Raw genomic sequence first — 18970 nt, forward strand, 5'->3', positions numbered from 1 at the left:
ATCGATCCCGATCGTTCTCATTTGTTGATCTGGCCTCGGCAAGTCCTGCACATCCGTGGCGGGCGCCGAAGCTGGCCGTTGTATTTCCGGGCCAGCGGCGACTTTATGAATCCCGGGGTTTCAGGGCGACGAAGGAATCGGCGCATCGATATGCGCACAAGACGCCGCGATGGGCGCTGTGCGGCTCGTTTCCCTCTGGGCTAGCGCATCTGGATGCGCCGCCATCGAATATCGATACGCCGAAAGGTTTCTCTGGATTTGCAGGCGTCTGAATAGAGTCAAACGTGAGCCGCAAAGCATTTTGCAGTATTCGCACATATTCACGAATTATTAACGCCTGAGAATAATGCAACTCCATTTGAAAGCAGTTTCCCTCGCGGTCGCCACCTTGCTGGCGGGCACGGTCGGCGCGATCGGCAGCGCCTCGGCCCAGTCCCATGCGGACGCCGCGGCGGGCACCCAGAACGCGTCCGATGCCGGCAGCACCGCAGGGACCGGCAGCAGCGCCGGCACGGCGCTGTCCACCGTCACGGTGCAAGGCACGCGCACGCGCTCGCTGGGCGCTGGCGCGCTCGGTGCCAGGTCTGAACTGGAGACGCCCTTCTCCACCCGCCAGGTCGACGCGGAGGACCTCGACGCCCGCCAGGTGAAGTCGCTGGGCAAGGTCTTCGCCAACGACGCCTCGGTGATGTCGCTGGGCGACACCTACTCGTTCAACGCGTATTCGATCAACGTGCGCGGCATTCCGCTGGACGATTACAACGGCTACAAGATCAACGGCCTGCCGTTCTTCATGACCACGGTCGAGCTACCGATCGAGACCTTCGATTCGGTGCAGCTGCTCAAGGGGTCGTCCGGCTTCATGTACGGCTTCGGCGCGCCGGGCGGCATCATCAACTTCGTCACCAAGAAACCAACCGACAAGCCGCTGCTGAGCTTCGACGTGGGTTACCGCTCGGATGGCGTCTTCAGCGAGCACGTCGACGCCGGCGGCCGCGTCGGCGACGACAACCGTTACGGCTACCGCCTGAACCTCACGCACGAACAGGGCGAGACCTACAACGGCGCGCATGTGGAGCGCAACTCGGGTTCGGTGTCGGTGGACACGAGGCTCACCTCGTCGCTGACCTGGACGGCGGACGCGATCTATCAATCGCGGCGGGTCCGGGGCGGCGTGCAGGACTTCTTCCTGGACGACTTCACCGGCACGCAGATCCCGAAGGCGCCGAGCGGCCGCAAGGACCTGAACGCGCACGACACGACCTTCTTCAACTCCAACGTGTTCTTCGTGTCCACGGGCCTGCAGTGGAAGATCGATCCCACGTGGACGGCCAAGGTGGACGTCAGCCGCAGCCAGGATCGCCGCCGCTACTCGGGCCAGTGGATGGGCCTGCTCAACGAGGCCGGCGACTACACGGTCTACCTGAACAAGGCGCAAGGCGCGGCGACCTACGAGCAGGCGCAAGCCTTGATCGAGGGCAGCTTCTCGACGGCCGGCCTCCAGCACCAGGTCACGGCGGGTCTCGCCTGGCAGGGCTTGAACAAGCAGACGGTGCCGAAGTCGCTGTACACGCCGATCGGCGATGAGAACCTCTACCAGCCGATCACGCCGCTGCCGTGGAACGGCAGCTACGACGACTCGCTGCAGTATCACAACTACCACTCGGCGCAGAAGGCGGTCTTCGCCAGCGACACGGTGGCGTTCTCGGACCAGTGGTCGGTGCTGCTGGGCCTGCGCTACTCGGACTACGACCAGACCTCGTACAACACCGCGGGCGCGGTGACGAATCAGTACAAGAAGACGCCGGTCACGCCGACGGTGGCGGTGATGTTCCGTCCGCGCGCGGACACGCTGGTGTATGCGAGCTATGTGGAAGCGCTCGAACAAGGCAGCACGGTGGGCACGACCTACGCGAACGCCGACGAGGTGCTGGCACCGCTGAAGAGTAAGCAGTACGAGGTGGGCGCGAAGCACGACGGCCGCGTCTGGGGCGTGACGGGCGCGCTGTTCGAGATCGACCGCGGCGCGGAGTACGCGAACGCGCAGAACTACTACGTGTCCAACGGGCAGGTGCGGCTGCGTGGGGCGGAGCTCAACGGTTACGTCAATGTGGACACGGGCACCCGCGTGACCGCCAGCGCGGCGTACACGACGGGCAGCTACCGCAGGACGGATCCGAGCCTGGAGGGCAACCGGCTGGAAGGCATTCCGAAGTGGCAGGCGTCCGTGGGCGTCACGCAGAAGGTGCCAGGTGTTGACGGCTTGAGCGCGAACGCTGAAGTGCACTACTTCGACGGCCTCACCGCGGATGCCAACAACAAGTACCGGCTCCCGAGCTACTCGCTGGTGAACCTGGGCGTGAGCTATCAGACGCGAGTCTCCAGCCATCCGGTGACACTGCGCGCGGGGGTGGACAACGTGTTCAACCGCAGCTACTGGGGATTCCTGGCGTCGGGCTACACCTTCGTCGGAGCGCCGCGGACGCTGGGGGTGAACGCGAAGATCGAGCTCTGAGGTCGGTTCCTGCGTGAGGCTGCCGGCCCTCACCCCCGCCCTCTCCCGCAAGCGGGAGAGGGAGTCCGACCGGCTCTACTCGTAGCGGCGGCACTTCTTGCGTTCGCTCCCTCATGCGAGCGAAGGATCCATCCGGTCAGCGCGGTGCACTCTCACTCCCTCTCCCGCTTGCGGGAGAGGGCGGGAGTGAGGGCCAGCGGACTCGGTAGTCAAAGCACCGACTACACGTTGCCCCTCAATGATGCCGATGCATCGGCATCAACCGACATGAATGCACAGCGAATCAAGCCGGCGCCCTGCTCCTCAATCAGGTTCCGTGCATCATTCTCCGAAGACCTCTCAGATCCTCGGCGACTTGGTCCGCAGTCTCAAGATCGAGACCGGTGACCGACTGATAGTCGGTCACATTGATGTTCCGTTGCTCGATGGCGGACTCCAAGCATTCTTGAAATTCCTCTGCGTTGATCAAGTGTCCCGGATGGCTCAACGCCTTGAGCAGGTCGACGCCCGAACTCGCGTCACGGACCTCACAGTGCCAGTACTGCTCAAGATCCTTCAAGAACTGTTGATTCAAAGCGCTCATTTCAGCTCCGGAAATATCGGGCACAGCGCCACCTCAGGAGGGATTTTCCGGCGAGCTCAATCATCGTGATCATTTCGCTCGTTGAGGGCTTCCAACGTGATCACCGTTTGCGCTCCGGCACTTTCCTGGCGGTCTGTCCGTTCCATTCGCAGCTGGCGCCCATGAACACTGAGCATTGCCCGTTGTCGGTGATGGTGACCTGCCTTCCGAGCTTGTCGAACTGGGCAGAGACCCGGCAGGCTTCGCCGCCTTCCTCTTTCGTGTGAGAGGAAAACTGCAGCGTTCTTGCAGTGAACGTGCCAACACCGGCAATGGAGCCTGAGCAGGCGCCGGACACCACCGTGAGACTCGCCGCCGCGGTGCCCTTCCTGTCCAGAACGATGACCTTCAACGAGATCAAAGGAGAGGCGTAATCGCCCTCCATCGCTGCGTACTGGGCCGACGCATGAAGCGGCAGCAACCCGAGCAGGCAAGCCAGGCCATGGATCATCCGGTGCATTCTTCTCATTTCCTACTTTCTGGATTCACCGCAACTTCAGTCCGCCCTTGCACGCTTCCGGATCCGCGTCGTCGACATGCTCGATGCCGCTGTCCTTGAAGCCGTAGCCGTTCCGGAGCTTCCCGGTCTCCGTGTCGTAATGGAACACATCCGCGCCGGCGCGCAGCCTGGAATCGAAAAGGATCAGGCTGTCCGTGAACCAGACTTCGGTTCGCGGGCCGTCAGGCGTCGAGCTCCTGCCCAGCCCGTCGACCGTCGTGTAAATCTCGAATCGGGAGTCGCCCACCTCGTCCCAGAAGTGCCTCACGGGCCAGCAGCCGACCACGCGTCGGAAATCCAGGACGCCGGCCACATCCTTGGCTTGGATCCATCCGTGCCCGCCATGGTCGTCCCGCTCATAGCTCACCCAGCCCTTGGGTGCCTCGCGTGTGGACTTCCAGTCAATCAACACTCCGCGCGCGCCCGGGAGTCGAGCAACGACCTCGCTCTCTTCACGAGGCTCCGAATGGACCAGGACGTCGTCAGTGCGTACGTAGAAGACACGGCAAGTCGACACCCTGTGTTGCTTCATGCAGCGGTCCACCGCCGTGAGCGCCTTGCCCGCTCGAGCAGGGGCTCCCATCGGATCCGCCGCGAACGATGCAACTCCCGAGACCGTCAGCCCGATGGCCAGGACCCATTGCAGGGTTCTCACGCTCGCAGCTCCGACGTCGACACCACGAACTCGGTCAGTCCTTCGGCGGATTCGACACCCCAGGGACGTTCGGTGTTGATCCGCGTGAGCGCCCGTCCCTTGTCATCCGTCCATTCGGCCACCACTTCGCAATCGACGGTGCCAGGACAGGGATAACTGCTCGTCGACACGAGGTTTTCGGTCGTGATGACCGACACCTTCTCGATGAAGACGTGCGCTTTCCCGAATGCGTCGACCAGCACGCACTCGACGAAGCCCGGCGGGTGGTCATCGACGAAGCGGGAGACTTGGATGGAAACGCTAGAACGCATGGTCGTCCATCGTATCGATCTCTCCGCTTTCCTGCGCGTCGCGCTCACGGGTCCGAGATGCGACGGGCACTTCGGTGGCAGCCCTGCGTCTGCGCCGCGGCTGAGCGCGACTCGACGACGTGGCGGCTTGGGCGGCGATCAGCGGATGCCAGACGACCGGGCTCGTGACCAAGGTCATCAACTGCACCGCGCCCTTCGGTGCGCATTCGAGCGGCACGACGTGCGCAGGACCGTTCCCGCAGAGATCGACTCGCCCGGCGATCGGATCGCCGTCGCGCTCGCCGCAGGGAACGACACCGTCATCGTCCCCCTCGTCATCCTCGACACACGACACGGCGGCACCCTTGGTTCGCGATGCCGTCCTACGCGCCGCATGCTGCCGCTCGATCATCGCTTCGATGTCCGGCCGGCGAGACATCGCCGCGAGGAGTTCCGGCTTCGCAGCCGACTTCGCCGATTCCGCCGGCGCCAGGAGCTTCTGGTGGTGATCCCTCATCACGGTCGGGAAGTCCGCCGTGGCCGCGCCCGAGAGCGCGTTGTTGCCCGGCCTAGCGGCGGTCGGCGGAACATAAGGCGTCGATGGAAGTGATCGGATACCGGTCATGGGGATCCCTCGTAGCTTGACCGCATTATCTACCAACTAGTAGATTGCATGCATTGCCGAGCTGCCGTTCTGAGTCCGGGTGCTACGCTGACCTCCGACCAACCTCAGCAACCATCGATCCGGATGTCATGAAGCTCATCGGAATCCTCGGCGGCATGTCCGCCGCCTCGACGCAGACCTACTACCGCCAGATGTGCGAGATCACACGTCGGCGTCTCGGCGGCCTGCACTCGCCGGAGCTGCTCATCCGGTCCCTCGATTTCGCGAGGATCGAGCAGTTGCAGGCCAAGGGGCGATGGGAGGAAGCCGGCGAGATCCTGAACGCGGAGGCCAAGGCGCTGGAACGCGGCGGCGCGGACTTCATCGTCCTGGCGACCAACACGATGCACAAGCTGGCTGATCAGATGATGGGCGGCGTCGGCATTCCCCTGCTGCACATCGCGGATGCCACCGCGGATCGGATCAGGCAGTCGTCGCTCACGGCCCCGGGCCTGATCGCCACGGCATTCACGATGGAACAGGCGTTCTACGTGGACCGCCTCCAGGCGACCGGGCTCCGCCCCGTGATTCCCGGCGATGCCGATCGGGCGGACGTGCATCGCATCATCTACGACGAGCTGTGCAAGGACATCACGACGGATCACAGCCGCACCCGGTTCGAGGACGTCGCGCGCCGTCTGGTGGACAGCGGGGCCGACTGCATGATCCTCGGCTGCACCGAGGTCGGGATGCTGCTCAACGCCGGCAACGTCTCCGTGCCCGTCTTCGACACGACGCTGATCCACTGCGAGTCGGCGATCGAGCTGGCACTGGCGCCCTAGCCGAGGCTTGGTGGGGGCACTCGTTCTACGCCCCGAACAACGCGGAGGCCTTGCCCCACCCCTGATCCGGGGAGCCGCAACGCGCCGGTGCTATTCCCTATGTTCGCTACCGAACATTACCGGCTACGATTTCCTGACAAGAACGAGGAGTCGGGATGCGAGTCGCGCACTGGGCGGCGGCGGTGGCCGTCGCGGGGATCGCCGTCTGGAATGCACGGGTGGGTTGGGAACTCCATCCGTCGCAGCCGGAAGAGGCGCTGGGCAACTTCCTGGGGTCGGCGCTGCTGCTCGCCTGCAGCGCCGCGTTGGCGTGGAACGGCAGGGCCAGACCGCAGTCCCGCAGGAACGAGCGCCAGCGCCCCGATCCGCGCTGCCCCTGAGGCAACCTAAGGCAGCCGCTCCCGCAGGACCTCGATGAACGCCTGCAGCGCCGACGGCACCTGCCGGTGGCCCGGGTAGTACAGGACAAGACCCGGCCCCGGCGGACACCAGTCGTCCAGCACCACCTCCAGCCGTCCGCTGCGGAGATACGGCGCCACCGCGGGCGCCGGCACATACGCGATGCCGCGGTCCTCGAGCGCCGCCTCCACCATCAGCGCAATGCTGTTCAAGGTCAGGCGACCCGGCACATCGATCGTGACCTTCTCGCCACCGCGCTCGAACTCCCAGCGGTACAGCTTGCCGCTCGGCATCCGGTGCCGGATGCCGGCGTGACGCTGCAGGTCCTCCGGTGACTTCGGCGGGCCCGCCCGCTTCAGGTAGTTCGGCGATGCGACGGCCACGAAGCGGATGTCGCCGCCGAATCTCACCGCCACCATGTCCTGCGGCACCGTTTCGCCCAGCCGCACGCCGGCATCGAAGCCGGCCTCGACGATGTCCACGAAGCGGCCCTCGGTGACCAGGTCCACCGAGACGTCGATGAACCGGTCCAGCACCCACGGCACGACCTCCCGCACCAGGATCCAGGCCGCCGTCTCCGGCGCATTGATGCGCACGGTGCCCGCGGGCACGCCGCGCGTGGCCGACGCCTCCGCCAGCGCGGCGTCCACGTCCTCCAGGACGGGCGTCAGCCGCGCGAAGAGCCGCTCGCCGGCCTCGGTCAGCGCGACGCTGCGCGTGGTCCGGTTGAGGAGCCGCACGCCCAGGCTTTCCTCCAGCGTCTTCATCGCATGGCTGAGCGTGGAAGGCGCCACGCCGGCTTCTTCCGCGGCACGCCGGAAGCTGCGATGCGTCGCCACCAGGACGAACGCGTTCAGGTCGTTGAAGGAAGGACGGGGCATGTCGCGGAGGACTCCAAGGCGGGATCGGCGGACGAGGCGATCGGCGGGATTGATGGCCGGATTTCATCAGCCTGTTCGGGAGGACGTGCCAATGCGCGGGACGCTCGGACCTACGCTGAAAGCCCTCCCATTCTTTCAGGAACGACGCATGAGCAAGACCTGGTTCATCACCGGCGTGTCCAGCGGCATCGGTCGTCTGCTGGCCGAGAAGGCCCTGTCGCGCGGCGATCACGTCATCGGCACGAGCCGCAACGGCGACGCCCTCCCAGATCTGCGAGAGCGGCATCCGCAGCGTCTGCGGATCGTCGGCCTCGACCTCAAGGATCCGGCCGCCGTCCGCGCCGCCGTGGACGACGCCTTCGAACGCGCGGGACACATCGACGTCCTGGTCAGCAATGCGGGCTACGGCGTCTTCGGCGCCGCGGAGGAAACGGATGACCGCCAGCTGCGGGACATCATCGACGTGAACCTCATCGGCGCCATCGCGCTGATCCGCTCGGCGCTGCCGCATCTGCGCGCGCAAGGCGGCGGACGACTCCTGCAGATCTCGAGCGAAGGCGGTCAGTGCGCCTATCCCGGCTTCAGCCTCTACCACGCGACCAAGTGGGGCGTGGAAGGTTTCGTCGAGGCTGTGTGCCAGGAGGTCGCCGGCTTCGGCATCGAGATCACCCTCGTGGAGCCCGGACCGGCCCGCACCGACTTCGGCGTCAATCTCGTGAAGACGGCGCCCACGCCGGCCTACCAGGACACCCCGGTGCAGCAGCTGCGCGACGGGCTCGACGGCAGCTGGGTCATCAAGGGCGACCCCGACCGGATGACGACGGCGATGCTGGAGATGGTCGATCGTCGCGAGCCCCTGCCCCGACGTCTGGTGCTGGGCGCGGACTCGTACGCGAACGTCAGGCAGGCCCTGTCGAGCCGCCTCTCGGCGTTGGAAGCACAGCGGGCGGTCGCCCTGTCGGCGGACTTCACGGACAGCGAGTTGGCTGGACTCCCGTCGAAGCCTGCCAGCAGGACCGCGGTCGACGCTAGACCAGCGTGATGGTCGGTTTCACATCCAACCGCTGCTTCAGCAGACCCACCTGCAGATAGAAATCGGCGCTCCGCTGCTGATCCGCGAGCACCTGGTCGTCGAGCGCGATCCAGCGCGTGGCGCGGCGCTCGAACTGCAGACGCGCGGCCTCGACGGGGATGCCGATGATCCGCGCCAGCGTCGCGGAGAACTCCGGCACATGCTGGTAGGACCAGGCCTGCGCGCGCTTCACGCGTTGCGCCAGGTCGGCCAGCGCGTCGCGCTTGGTCGCGAGCGCCTTGTCGGTTGCCGCCAGGAAGCTCAGCCCCGACCACTGCCCTCGCCCGCTCACCAGCACGCGCGCATGGCCGGCCGTTTCCGCCAGCGCGGTGTACGGCTCCCACGTGGCCCACGCATCGAGCGAGCCTTGCGTCAACGCGAGCTTCGCCTCGGCCGGCGGCAGGAAGCGGACCTGCGCGTCGTCCGGCTTCAAGCCCGCCGAGGCGAGCGCCTTCAGCGCGATGAAATGCCCGATCGAGCCGCGGTTCGTGCCGATGGACTTGCCCTTGAGGTCGGCCGCCGTCTTGAACGGCGAGTCCGGCCGCACCAGCACCGCCGTGCCGTAGGCATCGGAGCGGTTCACCGCGAAGGCCTTGATGCGCGTGCCCGCGGCGATCGCGAACAGCAGCGGCGCGTCGCCGATCGGGCCGAAGTCGACGGCCTCCGCGTTGAGCGCCTCGGCCAGCGGCGCGGCGGCGGGGAACTCGCTCCACTGGATGTCGTAGGGCAGTTGGCGCAGTTCATCCGCCGCTTCCAGCAGCGCGCGCAGGTTGCCCTTCTGGTCGCCGGCCTTCACCACCACGCGGCCTTGTGCGCGCACGGAGCGCACGTAGGGAATGGCCGTCAGCGCCGCGATCGCGGCGCCCTGGGTCAGCACGCGACGGCGCAAGGGATCGTTGGAATGGGAACTCATGCGGTCCTCGAATCGGAGAAGGAAATGCGAGCCGGGATCAAGCCGCCCGGCGCTGCGCCAACCGCCGCTCGACCAGGGCGCGTGTGCGCGGGATCAGCTCGCGGCCGTAATCGACGGCGTCTTCCAAGGGATCGAATCCGCGGATCAGGAAGGTCGTGACGCCCAGGTCGTAGTAGTCGAGCAGCGCCTCGGCCACCTGCTCCGGCGTGCCGACCAGCGCGGTGCTGTTGTGGCGTGCGCCGGTTTCGCGCGCGATCTCGGTCCACAGCCGCTTGTCGACGCGGCTGCCCTTCTCCGCCGCGGCGAGCAGGCGCCGCGCGCCCTCGCTCTGCTGCGGGCCGCCGCGGCTGTAGCCGGCGGCGACGCGCAGCCGGCGCGTGTCCTCGAGGATGCGCTCCGCACGTGCCCAGGCCGCCTCCTCGGTGTCCGCGAGGATCGGCCGGAAGGACACGGAGAACCCGATGCTCCGCCCGTGGCGTGCCGCCTCCGCGCGCACGCGCCGCGTCAGGTCGGCGGTCTGCTCCAGCGACTCGCCCCACAGCGCGTAGACGTCCGCGTGCCTGCCCGCCACCGGCAGCGCTGCGTCGGATGCGCCGCCGAAGAACACCGGGATATGCGGCTGCTGACGCGGCTTGACCTCGCTGAAGCCGCCGTCGAAGCGGTAATGCGTGCCCTCGTGGTCGAAGGGCTGGTCGCTGATCCAGAGGCGACGCAGCAGGCCGACGTATTCCTCGGTGCGCTCGTAGCGCTGGTCGTGGTCGAGGTAGTCGCCATCGCGGCGCTGCTCGGCGTCCGAGCCGCCGGAGATCACATGCACCGCCAGCCGGCCGCCGGTGAACTGGTCGAGCGTCGCCAGCTCCCGCGCGGCGAGCGTCGGCGCGACGAAGCCGGGCCGATGCGCCAGCAGGAAGCCGATGCGCGAGGTGTGCGCCGCCGCGTGGGCGATCGTCAGCTGCGCGCTGGGGCCGGTCGAATGGTGCGGCACCAGGATGCGGTCGAAGCCCGCCGCCTCGTGCGCCTGGGCGAAGGCGGTCACGTAGTCCGGTTCGACGGCCGGCCCGCTGGCCGGGTGGATCTCGGAGGTCTTCTGCGACTGGATCATGCCGATGAATTGGATGCTCATGCTCGTGGCCCTGCGTTGGTCGGACAGGCCCAGACCGTAGAGATCCGCGCGGCGACCCGCAAAGAACGAATCCGACTTTCCATGCTCGGATTGCAGGATTCACGGCCGCCGGGGCCGAGCTCACACTCGCCCAGACTGATGAGGGGAACAGACATGCCACAGCTCGAGGTGGAGGTCCGCGAGGTCCGCGACGCCACGTCCGCGGACACCGCCGTGCCGGCGCCGCTGGCCCGCTTCATCGAGCGCGCCGAGGATCTGCTCGATCGGCATCCGCGCGAGTCGGAACTGCTGAAGGCGTTGCGCCCGCTGCTCGCCGAACTCGTCGCACGCGACGACTGGCTGCCGTCGACCCACGCGCGTCCGGGCGCCGATCGCTATCGGCAGTACCCGCTGCACGTCGACGCGCAGGGGCGCTTCTCCGTCGTGTCCTTCGTCTGGGGACCGGGCCAGGCCACGCCCATCCACGATCACACCGTCTGGGGTCTGATCGGCATGCTGCGCGGCGCGGAGGACTCGCAGAGCTACCGCTTCACGGGGCCGCACGAGCTCGTGCCAGACGGGCCGCCGGTGCGCTTGTCGCCGGGTCAGGTGGAGGCGGTCTCGCCGCGGCTCGGGGACATCCACCGCGTCCACAACGCGGTCGAGGGTCAGGCCTCGATCAGCATCCACATCTACGGCGCCGACATCGGCCGCATCGAGCGGTCGACCTACGACGCCGATGGCACGCCGCATCGCTTCGTGTCGGGGTACTCGGCGCTGGCCTGACTGCCGAGGCCGCTGGCCCTCACCCCCACCCTCTCCCGCAAGCGGGCGAGGGAGTCCCACCGGCTCGACTCGCGGCGCTGGCGCCTCTTGCTTCCTCTTCCTCTTCCTCTTCCTCTTCCTCTTCCTCTTCCTCTGCCTCTTCCTCTTCCTCTGCCTCTGCCTCTTCCTCTGCCTCTGCCTCTGCCTCTGCCGCTTGCGGTGACGCGCCTACGCGGACCTCGGTCGGGCTCCCTCGCCCGCTTGCGGGAGAGGGTGGGGGTGAGGGCCAGCAGACGGGGCAGTCAACTGACGTATCCGTGCGACTGGATGCGCTTCCGTGCGAATACGCGACCAACTCAAATGAGAAACTTCTCAATTGAGAATTATTATCAACAACTCGCGGTCCGCTCGACCATGTCTTATTCCCCACCCTAGATCTCCGCGGCACAGGCCGACGTGATGCCCTCCTCGCCGAGGGCCGCGGCAGGAGACGCCCTGCCATGTCCACCACGCTCCGGTCCTCGCGCGGCTTGTCCCGCCCCGCTCTGCCTTTGCTCGCCGTTGCCCTGTCCGGCGCCGGCCTGCTGATCTCGACGCCGATCCTGGCGCAGAGCCATCCCGCCAGCGCCGAAGCGCAGGCCAAGGCCGCGGCCCCCGCAGCTTCCGCGGCCTCCGCCGCCACGGCGGACGTCGCGCTGCCCGCGGTCACCGTCAACGCCAACCGCCTCGGCGAGATCACCGAGAAGTCCGGCTCCTACGCCTCCGGCACGATCGCCACGGCCACGCGCCTGGTGCTGTCGCCCAAGGAGACGCCGCAGTCCATCAGCGTGATCACGCGCCAGAAGATGGACGACTTCAACCTCACCTCCATCGACGACGTGATGGCCCAGACCCCGGGCATCAGCATCGTCACCTACGACAGCGAACGCACCGAGTACTACTCGCGCGGCTTCGCGGTCCAGAACTTCCAGTACGACGGCGTGCCGATGACGCGCGACTCGTCGTACTCCGCCGGCAACACGCTCAGCGACACCTCGATCTACGACCGCGTGGAAGTCCTCAAGGGCGCGACCGGCCTGCTCACCGGCAACGGCTCGCCCGGCGCGACCATCAACCTGATCCGCAAGAAGCCGACGCGGGAGTTCCGCGGTCACGCCTCGGCCGGCATCGGAAGCTGGGGCACGTGGCGCAGCGAGGTCGACGCCGGCGGCGCGCTCAACGAGAGCGGCAGCATTCGCGCCCGCGGCGTCGCCGCCTACACCGACCGGCAGTCGCAGGTCGACCACTACGAGCGCAAGACCACGGTGCTCTACGGCATCGTCGAGGCCGACCTGACCCCCGACACGCTGCTCACCGTCGGCTTCGACTACCTCGACAGCAAGCCCAAGGGCTCGAGCTGGGGCGGCATCCCGCTGCTGAATTCGCTGGGCGAGTTCAACGACCGGCCGCGCTCGTTCAACAACGGCGCGACCTGGAGCCGCTGGGAGCAGTACACCCGCACCGGCTTCGCGACGCTGGAGCACAACTTCGACAGCGGCTGGGTCGCCAAGCTGCAGCTGAACCACCAGATCAACGGCTACGACGCCAACCTCGGCGCGGGCGCCTCGGGCTTCCCCAACCCGGCCACCGGCGCCGGCGTGTCGATGTGGATCGGCCAGTACATCGGCAAGACGACCAGCGATGCCGCCGACGTCTACGCCACCGGTCCCTTCACGCTGGGCGGCCGCAAGCATGAACTCGTGGTGGGCGGCAGCCTGGCCCGCCGCCAATGGAAGAACGACGGCTACTACCTCGCCGACGGCTATGACGTGAACGTGCCCAACTACTACCAGTGGAACGGTCAGGTGCCCGAGCCGGTGTGGCACAGCACCCCCGACTTCGCCAACGACGAGACGACGCGCGAGCGCGGCCTGTATGCAGCCGCGCGCTGGAACCTGCCCGCCGACCTGAAGCTGATCACCGGCGGCCGCTGGTCCGCGTACCGCAACAAGGCGCAGGGACTGGACGAGTCCGGCGTGTTCGTGCCCTACCTCGGCGCGGTCTGGGACCTGACCCGCGAGTACGCGCTCTACGCGAGCTACACCGACATCTTCACGCCGCAGTCCTCGCAGGACGAAGCCGGCCGCACGCTGGATCCGCTTCGCGGCAAGAACTACGAGGCCGGCGTGAAGGCCTCGTGGCTGAACGGCCGCCTCAACGCATCGGCGGCCTACTTCCAGCTGCAGCAGGACAACTTCGCGATCGAGACCGGCGGCAAGACACCCACCGGCGGCGTCGCCTACCGCGCGGCCGACGGCATCAAGACCAAGGGCGTGGAGTTCGAGATCTCCGGCCAGATCACGCCGAGCTGGCAGCTGCAGGCGGGCTACACGAATAGCGTGTCCAGGCAGCAGGGCACGCGGGTCACGACGCTCACGCCAGCCAACCAGTTCAGCCTGTACACGACGCACAAGCTCGATGGCGCCTTCGGTGGCGCATTGAACGGCCTGCGCGTGGGCGGCGGCGCTCGCTGGCAGGACAAGACCTGGGGCGACATCGCCACGCCCAGCGGCGGCACGATGAAGCACACCGTCGACGGCTACTGGATCTTCGACGCGATGGCGAGCTACGAGTTCAACAAGAACCTGTCCGCCTCGGTCAACGTGACCAACCTCTTCGACAAGAAGTACTACACGATCTTCAGCTGGTACTCGACCTACACCTGGGGCGCGCCGCGCGCGGTGTCGGTCAACGCGACCTACCGGTTCTGAGCCTCAATCCGCGCGGTCCAGCACCGCGCGGACCGCCACGGCCAGCTCGTCCAGCGTGAACGGCTTGCCCAGCAGGTCCACGCCGGGATCGAGCACGCCGTTGTGCACGACCGCGTTGCGCGAGTAGCCGGTCGTGAACAGCACCCGCAATCCCGGCCGGCGCCGGCGCGCCTCGTCGGCGAGCTTGCGGCCGTTCATGCCGGGCATCACGACGTCGGCGAACACCAGCGCGATCTCGGGATGCGCGTCGAGCAGCTTCAGCGCCGCCTCGCCGCCGTCGGCCTCGAGCACGCGATAGCCGAGCTCCGTCAACGCATCGACGGAGGACGCGCGCACGGCGGGCTCGTCCTCGACCACCAGCACCGTCTCCTGGCCCTGCGACGCGGACACCAGCGGGACGCGCTGCGACTCGATCTCTTCCTCCTGGTCGTTGAGCAGGCGCGGCAGGTAGATCTTCACCGTCGTGCCCTGGCCGATCTCGGAGTAGATCTTGACGTGGCCGCCCGACTGCTTGACGAAGCCGTAGACCTGGCTGAGCCCCAGTCCCGTGCCGCGACCCACTTCCTTGGTCGTGAAGAACGGGTCGAAAGCCCGTGTCAGCACGTCCGGCGTCATGCCGCTGCCGGTGTCGGTCACCGCGACCATCACGTACTGGCCCGGCAGTACGCCCACCTGCTCGGCGACGTAGCGTTCGTCGAGGTGGGCGTTCGCGGTCTCGATGGTCAGGCGCCCGCCGTCGGGCATCGCGTCGCGCGCATTGACCGCCAGGTTGAGGATCGCGCTCTCCAGCTGGTTCGGGTCCGCATGCGTGCGCCACAGGCCGCCGGCCTGCACCGCCTCGAGCGCGATGGCGCCGCCGATCGAATGGCGCAGCAGGTCCGACATGCCGGCGACCAGCCGGTTGGCGTTGAGCGCCTCGGGCCGCAGCGGCTGCTGGCGCGAGAACGCGAGCAGCCGCTGTGTCAGCTGCGCCGCGCGCTGCGTGCCGTTGCGCGCGGCGTCGACGTAGCGCATCGCGAGCGGGTCGTCCTTGAGGAACTTCCGCGCCAGCAGGTCGAGCGAGCTGACCACCACTGCCAGCATGTTGTTGAAGTCGTGCGCGATGCCGCCGGTCAGCTGACCCACGGCCTCCATCTTCTGCGACTGGCGCAGCGCCTCCTCGGTGCGCAGGCGCTGGTCGACTTCCTCCTGGACGCGGCGCTCGAGCGTGTCGTTGAGCTCGCGCAGTTCCTGGTCGGCGCGATGACGACGGGTGACATCCTGGAACAGCACCGCCACCTGCCGGCGCTCGACCGGATCGATGCGGAAGGCGGACAGCTCGAGGTAGCGCCCGGTCCGCTCGAGTTCGCGTTCGAAGCGCACCGGCTCGCCCGTCAGCAGCACCTTGCGGTAGACCTCGACCCAGGCGTCGGCTTCGGCAGGCACCATCTCGCGCACCTTCTGGCCGACGACGTCGGCGATGCCGGCGTTGGCGTAGTAGGCCGGATTGGCGAGCACGTGCACGTAGTCGCTCAGCGGACCGTGCGGGCCGTCGATGAACTCGATGACGCAGTACCCCTCGTCCATGCGCTCGAACAGCGTCCTGAACTGGGCTAGATCGTCGGGCTCGGGCCGTGATGCCGCGTCGGCGGCCGCCTCGGAGGTCGCCGCCGGGGCGGGGAGATCGGGAGGATGGCGCGGGTCGTCGGTCATGGCGGGCGGCTGGAGCTGGGCCCTTCCGGAGCGAAGGGGACGGCGCAGTATCGCAGCCGGGTGCGGCGCCGCGTCTGCGGGTCATGCCGCATGGGGCGCGTGGCGGGCGTCCCTGCGTGCGCGCAGCGACGCGGCCTCGCGCGTCAGTGCCAGGGCCTCGGCGGCGCGGATCGCCAGCAGGTAGGCGCGGCGTGTCGGGCGTTCGCGCAGGTTGGCCTGGGCCAGGGCCCATGCGCGGCGCGCATCGCGACCCGCACCGAGGTAGAACTCGGCGGCGTGATCGGCGAACGCCTGCGGGTGACGGGCCAGCAGCGCCTCGTAGCGGCGCTTCGCGCGGTCGATCTCCTCGCGACCCCGCGCAGTCTCGCCTTGTCGAAGATGCAGTTCGCCGAGCAGCGCGAGGGCCTCGGGCTCTTCACCGGCTTGGACCACGCGCATGAGCCGCGACTGCGCCGAAGCGTCGTCGCCGCGGGCCAGCTCCAGCTCGGCGAGGTGGATGCCGGCCGCCGCATAGTCGGGCAGCAGTCGCAGCGCTTCTTCGTAGAAGGCCGCGCCCCGCACCGGGTCGCCGCCCTGCTCCGCCCACATCAGCCCCCGCGCGAATGCGATGGCCGCTGCGGGAAACGGCCACGTCGTGTCCAGCATCGTCAGCGCCTGGGCGTAGTGCCGGTCGGCTTCTTCGAGGCGACCGACGCCGGCCTCGGCGCGGGCCAGGGCGCTGAGACTGGCGAAGTCCGGGCTGCGCGCGGCCTCGTTTCTCAGCGCAGGCAAGGCTTGACCCGCCCGCCCCGTCGCGACGAGCAACGCAGCGCGCTGGATCGGCGTGGCGCGGGCGGCATCGAGGACCCGCTCCGCCTGCGCGAAGCGATGCAGGGTCGTGAGCGCGCGCGCCTGCCGCAGGCGGCCGACGGCATCGCCAGCCGCGTCGACTGTCGATGATGCCGCCAGCGCGGCCGCGCGGTCGAGCACCCGATAGTCGGCCAGGAACTGCAGACGCATCAGCGAGAACTCCAACGCCGCCGGGTCCGCGCCGTGCTGATGGATCAGGTGATCGAGGTTGGCCACCGCGATCGCCCCCTGCGTCGCGGCCGCTGTCGGCGTCGGCGTCGGCGTCGGCGTCGGAGTCGGAGGCGCGGCTGGCGCGGCGAGGAACGGGAATTCCACCGTGGAATGCGTGTGATCGTCCTTCGTGACGCCGTCGTCGGCCACGTCCGGCGTGCCGCGGATCAGCAGCGAGCGGAACACGGCGTTGACGTTGACCAACGGCGTGCGACCGCCGCAGTCGGGCGGGGCCACTGCGCCGGCGGCGCGGCGTTCCACCGCCAGATAGACCTCGCATCGCGTCTGGCGGCTGTCCACCCAGAGGCGGTCGTCGGCCAGGAGTGCAGCCAGGCGCCGGTAGCGTCCCGGCGAGGCCTCCTTCGCCTCCGCCAGCCACTGGTTGCCGGCCACGCCGTCGAAGCCGTCGTACAGCGCGAGGTTGCGGCCGATCTCCGGGGCGAAGTCCTGCCAGTCGGCGGGGCCCGCGCGGTTGTAGGCCTCCTTCAGCCTGTTCGCCGTCTCGTCCGTGCCGATCGTGGCCAGCAGCGCGTTGCCGGTCAGCGCGCGGCCCATCCGATCGATCGGCGCGCCGGGCGGTGGTGGTCCCGCATCCGCAGTCGGCACCGCCTGGCGGCGCTCCGTGCGTCCCCAGACCGCCAGCATCGGTCCGCCGGCGTTCACGAGCGCCAGATCCACCGACACGACCAGCGCCGAGGTCGTCCAGCCAGCGAGGAAGTTGCGCGCCGGGCCGCCTTCGGTCTGGCCCCACAGCGCGGCGATGCGCGTCACCGTCTTCCCGTCGAAGCGGGGAAGCCGCTTGCGTCCGACGGCGCCTGACCGGCCCGGACGGCCTCCGCGGCCGCATTGAGCGCGGCGCGCGTGCCACGCACGTTGTTGAAGTAGGGATCGTCCCGCTGGCCGGCGAAGACGCGCAGTCGCCCGCTCCGGCTGGTCAGACCGGCCGAAGCGCCGGCGTCGCCCTGCACGCCGTCCTCGCGCCCGGCCCAGCACCGGACGACGCCGGCCGCATCGAACTGGCAGAGCAGGCGCGTCCCGACCGTCGTGGCGCCGTAGCGCTGGCCGCTGTCGACGTGGAAGACATACTGGACCTGATCGGAGAAGCGCTTGCCCACGATGTCCATGACGAGGGTCAGACGCCTGCCGTCCGAGGAGGTCCAGGCGTAGAGATCGCCGATGTCCGCCGCGGGATCGGCGATGACGGTCGGCGTGTCGAGGTGATCGGCGGCGAGCGCCGGCGCAACGACGAAGAACGTCGCACTGCTGAGCGCGGCGACGAAGGACTTGCTGAGGTGTTTCATGCGGGCAAGCCTAGGGAGGCCTTGCCCAGAAAACTTGGCAAAAACTGCGATGCCTGCTGACAGGCTCTGGAGCTGGCGCTCCTTAGCATCCCGTCCATGCCGCTGCGCCACCCTGCCCTCGTCGGCACGCTCGATGACGCCCTCGATGAGGCCGTCGGTAGCGCCATCGATGAAACCGTCGCCCACGACCGCCGCTACCGCCCGTTGCAGTCGGGCACCGGCTTGCGCCTGGCGCACTGCCAGTGCCGGGCCGCTCGCGGCGAGCGGCCCATCGAAGAGGAGCACCGGCACTTCTCCATCACGCTGGTCGACCGCGGCCGCTTCACCTACCGGACGCGCACCGGCGGCGCGGTGCTCGGCCCCGGCTGGCTGATGTTGGGCAACGCCGGCGACGGCTACGCCTGCTCGCACGAGGACAGCGACGGCACGGGCGACGACTGCACGGTGCTGTCGATGTCCACGGCGATGCTCGACGGCACGCTGGGGGCTGAACGTTTCACCCATGCCTGCCTGCCGCCGTTGCCGCGCGTGGCGGGACTCTTCCGCGGGCTGGACGACGGCGGGGAAGAAGGCTTCGCGCTCGAAGAGGCGGCACTGGCCATCGTGGCCCAGGTGCGCCGCGCGCTGGGCGACGACGAGGCGCCCGCGCCTCTGCCCCGGCAGGATGAGCGCGCTCGCGCGGCGGCCCATTGCATCGAGACCCGCAGCGCCGAGGCGATCACGCTCGACGACGTCGCGGCCACCGCCGGCCTGAGCCCCTTCCATCTGCTGCGCGTGTTCCGGCAGGCCATCGGCGTCACGCCGCACCAGTACCTGATCCGCCAGCGCCTGATGCATGCGCTGCACCTGTTGCGCGACACCCGCCGCCCGGTGACCGACGTCGCCTACGACAGCGGCTGGGCCGATCTGTCGAACTTCAACCGCGCCTTCCGGCGGGAGTTCGGCTGTTCTCCCCGAGCGCTCAGGAATGAAGCAAAACTACACACGACAAGCTGAAGTCGTGGCTTTT

General features: G+C 68.2%; 18 protein-coding genes. 7 read left to right on the forward strand and 11 right to left on the reverse strand.

Going from position 1 to position 18970, the window contains the following annotated elements; genetic code table 11:
• The first annotated feature begins 358 nt into the window (after positions 1-358).
• Complete coding sequence (locus tag ACQ859_RS20725; protein WP_431262549.1) at positions 359-2515, forward strand: TonB-dependent siderophore receptor; 2157 nt, start codon at positions 359-361, stop codon at positions 2513-2515.
• A gap of 307 nt (positions 2516-2822) precedes the next feature.
• Here ACQ859_RS20725 and ACQ859_RS20730 read toward each other — a convergent pair whose 3' ends face one another.
• From ACQ859_RS20730 to ACQ859_RS20750, 5 genes are all read right to left on the reverse strand, one after another.
• The gene (locus ACQ859_RS20730) at positions 2823-3098 is read right to left on the reverse strand and encodes a hypothetical protein (protein WP_431262550.1); all 276 of its coding nucleotides are present in this window, start codon (positions 3096-3098) and stop codon (positions 2823-2825) included.
• A gap of 100 nt (positions 3099-3198) precedes the next feature.
• On the reverse strand, positions 3199-3588 hold the full coding sequence (locus ACQ859_RS20735; RefSeq protein ID WP_431262551.1) for a hypothetical protein: 390 nt from the start codon (positions 3586-3588) through the stop codon (positions 3199-3201).
• A gap of 34 nt (positions 3589-3622) precedes the next feature.
• A complete protein-coding gene (locus tag ACQ859_RS20740; RefSeq protein ID WP_431262552.1) occupies positions 3623-4291 on the reverse strand; it encodes a hypothetical protein in 669 nt (222 codons plus the stop codon).
• Positions 4288-4602: a hypothetical protein gene (locus ACQ859_RS20745; RefSeq protein WP_431262553.1), complete on the reverse strand. Its 315-nt coding sequence runs from the start codon at positions 4600-4602 to the stop codon at positions 4288-4290. Before ACQ859_RS20745 ends, ACQ859_RS20740 begins: the two co-directional genes overlap by 4 nt.
• Entirely contained in the window at positions 4592-5206 is a 615-nt protein-coding gene (locus tag ACQ859_RS20750) for a hypothetical protein (protein WP_431262554.1), read from the reverse strand. Before ACQ859_RS20750 ends, ACQ859_RS20745 begins: the two co-directional genes overlap by 11 nt.
• A gap of 128 nt (positions 5207-5334) precedes the next feature.
• Here ACQ859_RS20750 and ACQ859_RS20755 point away from each other — a divergent pair, with 128 nt between their 5' ends.
• Together ACQ859_RS20755 and ACQ859_RS20760 are read left to right on the forward strand one after the other, a co-directional pair.
• Complete coding sequence (locus tag ACQ859_RS20755) at positions 5335-6027, forward strand: aspartate/glutamate racemase family protein (protein WP_431262555.1); 693 nt, start codon at positions 5335-5337, stop codon at positions 6025-6027.
• Between the two features lie 155 nt (positions 6028-6182).
• Positions 6183-6407 carry a hypothetical protein gene (locus tag ACQ859_RS20760; RefSeq protein ID WP_431262556.1) on the forward strand — a complete coding sequence of 75 codons (225 nt, stop codon included), beginning with the start codon at positions 6183-6185 and terminating at the stop codon, positions 6405-6407.
• Positions 6408-6413: 6 nt separating this feature from the next.
• Here ACQ859_RS20760 and ACQ859_RS20765 read toward each other — a convergent pair whose 3' ends face one another.
• Positions 6414-7307: a LysR family transcriptional regulator gene (locus tag ACQ859_RS20765; RefSeq protein ID WP_431262557.1), complete on the reverse strand. Its 894-nt coding sequence runs from the start codon at positions 7305-7307 to the stop codon at positions 6414-6416.
• Between the two features lie 148 nt (positions 7308-7455).
• Between ACQ859_RS20765 and ACQ859_RS20770 the strand changes: the two genes are divergently transcribed.
• Complete coding sequence (locus ACQ859_RS20770; RefSeq protein ID WP_431262558.1) at positions 7456-8349, forward strand: SDR family oxidoreductase; 894 nt, start codon at positions 7456-7458, stop codon at positions 8347-8349.
• Here the strand turns inward: ACQ859_RS20770 and ACQ859_RS20775 are convergent.
• A complete protein-coding gene (locus ACQ859_RS20775) occupies positions 8336-9292 on the reverse strand; it encodes an ABC transporter substrate-binding protein (protein WP_431262559.1) in 957 nt (318 codons plus the stop codon). The genes ACQ859_RS20770 and ACQ859_RS20775 overlap by 14 nt on opposite strands.
• A 37-nt stretch (positions 9293-9329) precedes the next feature.
• The gene (locus tag ACQ859_RS20780; protein ID WP_431262560.1) at positions 9330-10415 is read right to left on the reverse strand and encodes an LLM class flavin-dependent oxidoreductase; all 1086 of its coding nucleotides are present in this window, start codon (positions 10413-10415) and stop codon (positions 9330-9332) included.
• A 153-nt stretch (positions 10416-10568) separates the two neighbouring features.
• On the opposite strand from ACQ859_RS20780, the gene ACQ859_RS20785 reads away from it, so the two are divergent.
• On the forward strand, positions 10569-11180 hold the full coding sequence (locus ACQ859_RS20785) for a cysteine dioxygenase (RefSeq protein WP_431262561.1): 612 nt from the start codon (positions 10569-10571) through the stop codon (positions 11178-11180).
• Between the two features lie 479 nt (positions 11181-11659).
• Positions 11660-13909 carry a TonB-dependent siderophore receptor gene (locus ACQ859_RS20790; protein WP_431262562.1) on the forward strand — a complete coding sequence of 750 codons (2250 nt, stop codon included), beginning with the start codon at positions 11660-11662 and terminating at the stop codon, positions 13907-13909.
• Positions 13910-13912: 3 nt separating this feature from the next.
• Here the strand turns inward: ACQ859_RS20790 and ACQ859_RS20795 are convergent, their stop codons facing one another.
• From ACQ859_RS20795 to ACQ859_RS20805, 3 genes are all read right to left on the reverse strand, one after another.
• Complete coding sequence (locus tag ACQ859_RS20795) at positions 13913-15601, reverse strand: ATP-binding protein (RefSeq protein WP_431262563.1); 1689 nt, start codon at positions 15599-15601, stop codon at positions 13913-13915.
• Positions 15602-15682: 81 nt separating this feature from the next.
• On the reverse strand, positions 15683-17431 hold the full coding sequence (locus tag ACQ859_RS20800; RefSeq protein WP_431262564.1) for a tetratricopeptide repeat protein: 1749 nt from the start codon (positions 17429-17431) through the stop codon (positions 15683-15685).
• Entirely contained in the window at positions 17428-17961 is a 534-nt protein-coding gene (locus ACQ859_RS20805) for a hypothetical protein (protein ID WP_431262565.1), read from the reverse strand. Before ACQ859_RS20805 ends, ACQ859_RS20800 begins: the two co-directional genes overlap by 4 nt.
• Positions 17962-18057: 96 nt before the next feature.
• On the opposite strand from ACQ859_RS20805, the gene ACQ859_RS20810 reads away from it, so the two are divergent.
• Positions 18058-18957 carry a helix-turn-helix transcriptional regulator gene (locus ACQ859_RS20810; RefSeq protein ID WP_431262566.1) on the forward strand — a complete coding sequence of 300 codons (900 nt, stop codon included), beginning with the start codon at positions 18058-18060 and terminating at the stop codon, positions 18955-18957.
• Positions 18958-18970: the final 13 nt, after the last annotated feature.

Origin of the sequence: Roseateles chitinivorans, from assembly GCF_050632235.1 — a bacterium.
Classification (GTDB): Bacteria; Pseudomonadota; Gammaproteobacteria; order Burkholderiales; family Burkholderiaceae_C; genus Roseateles; species Roseateles chitinivorans_A.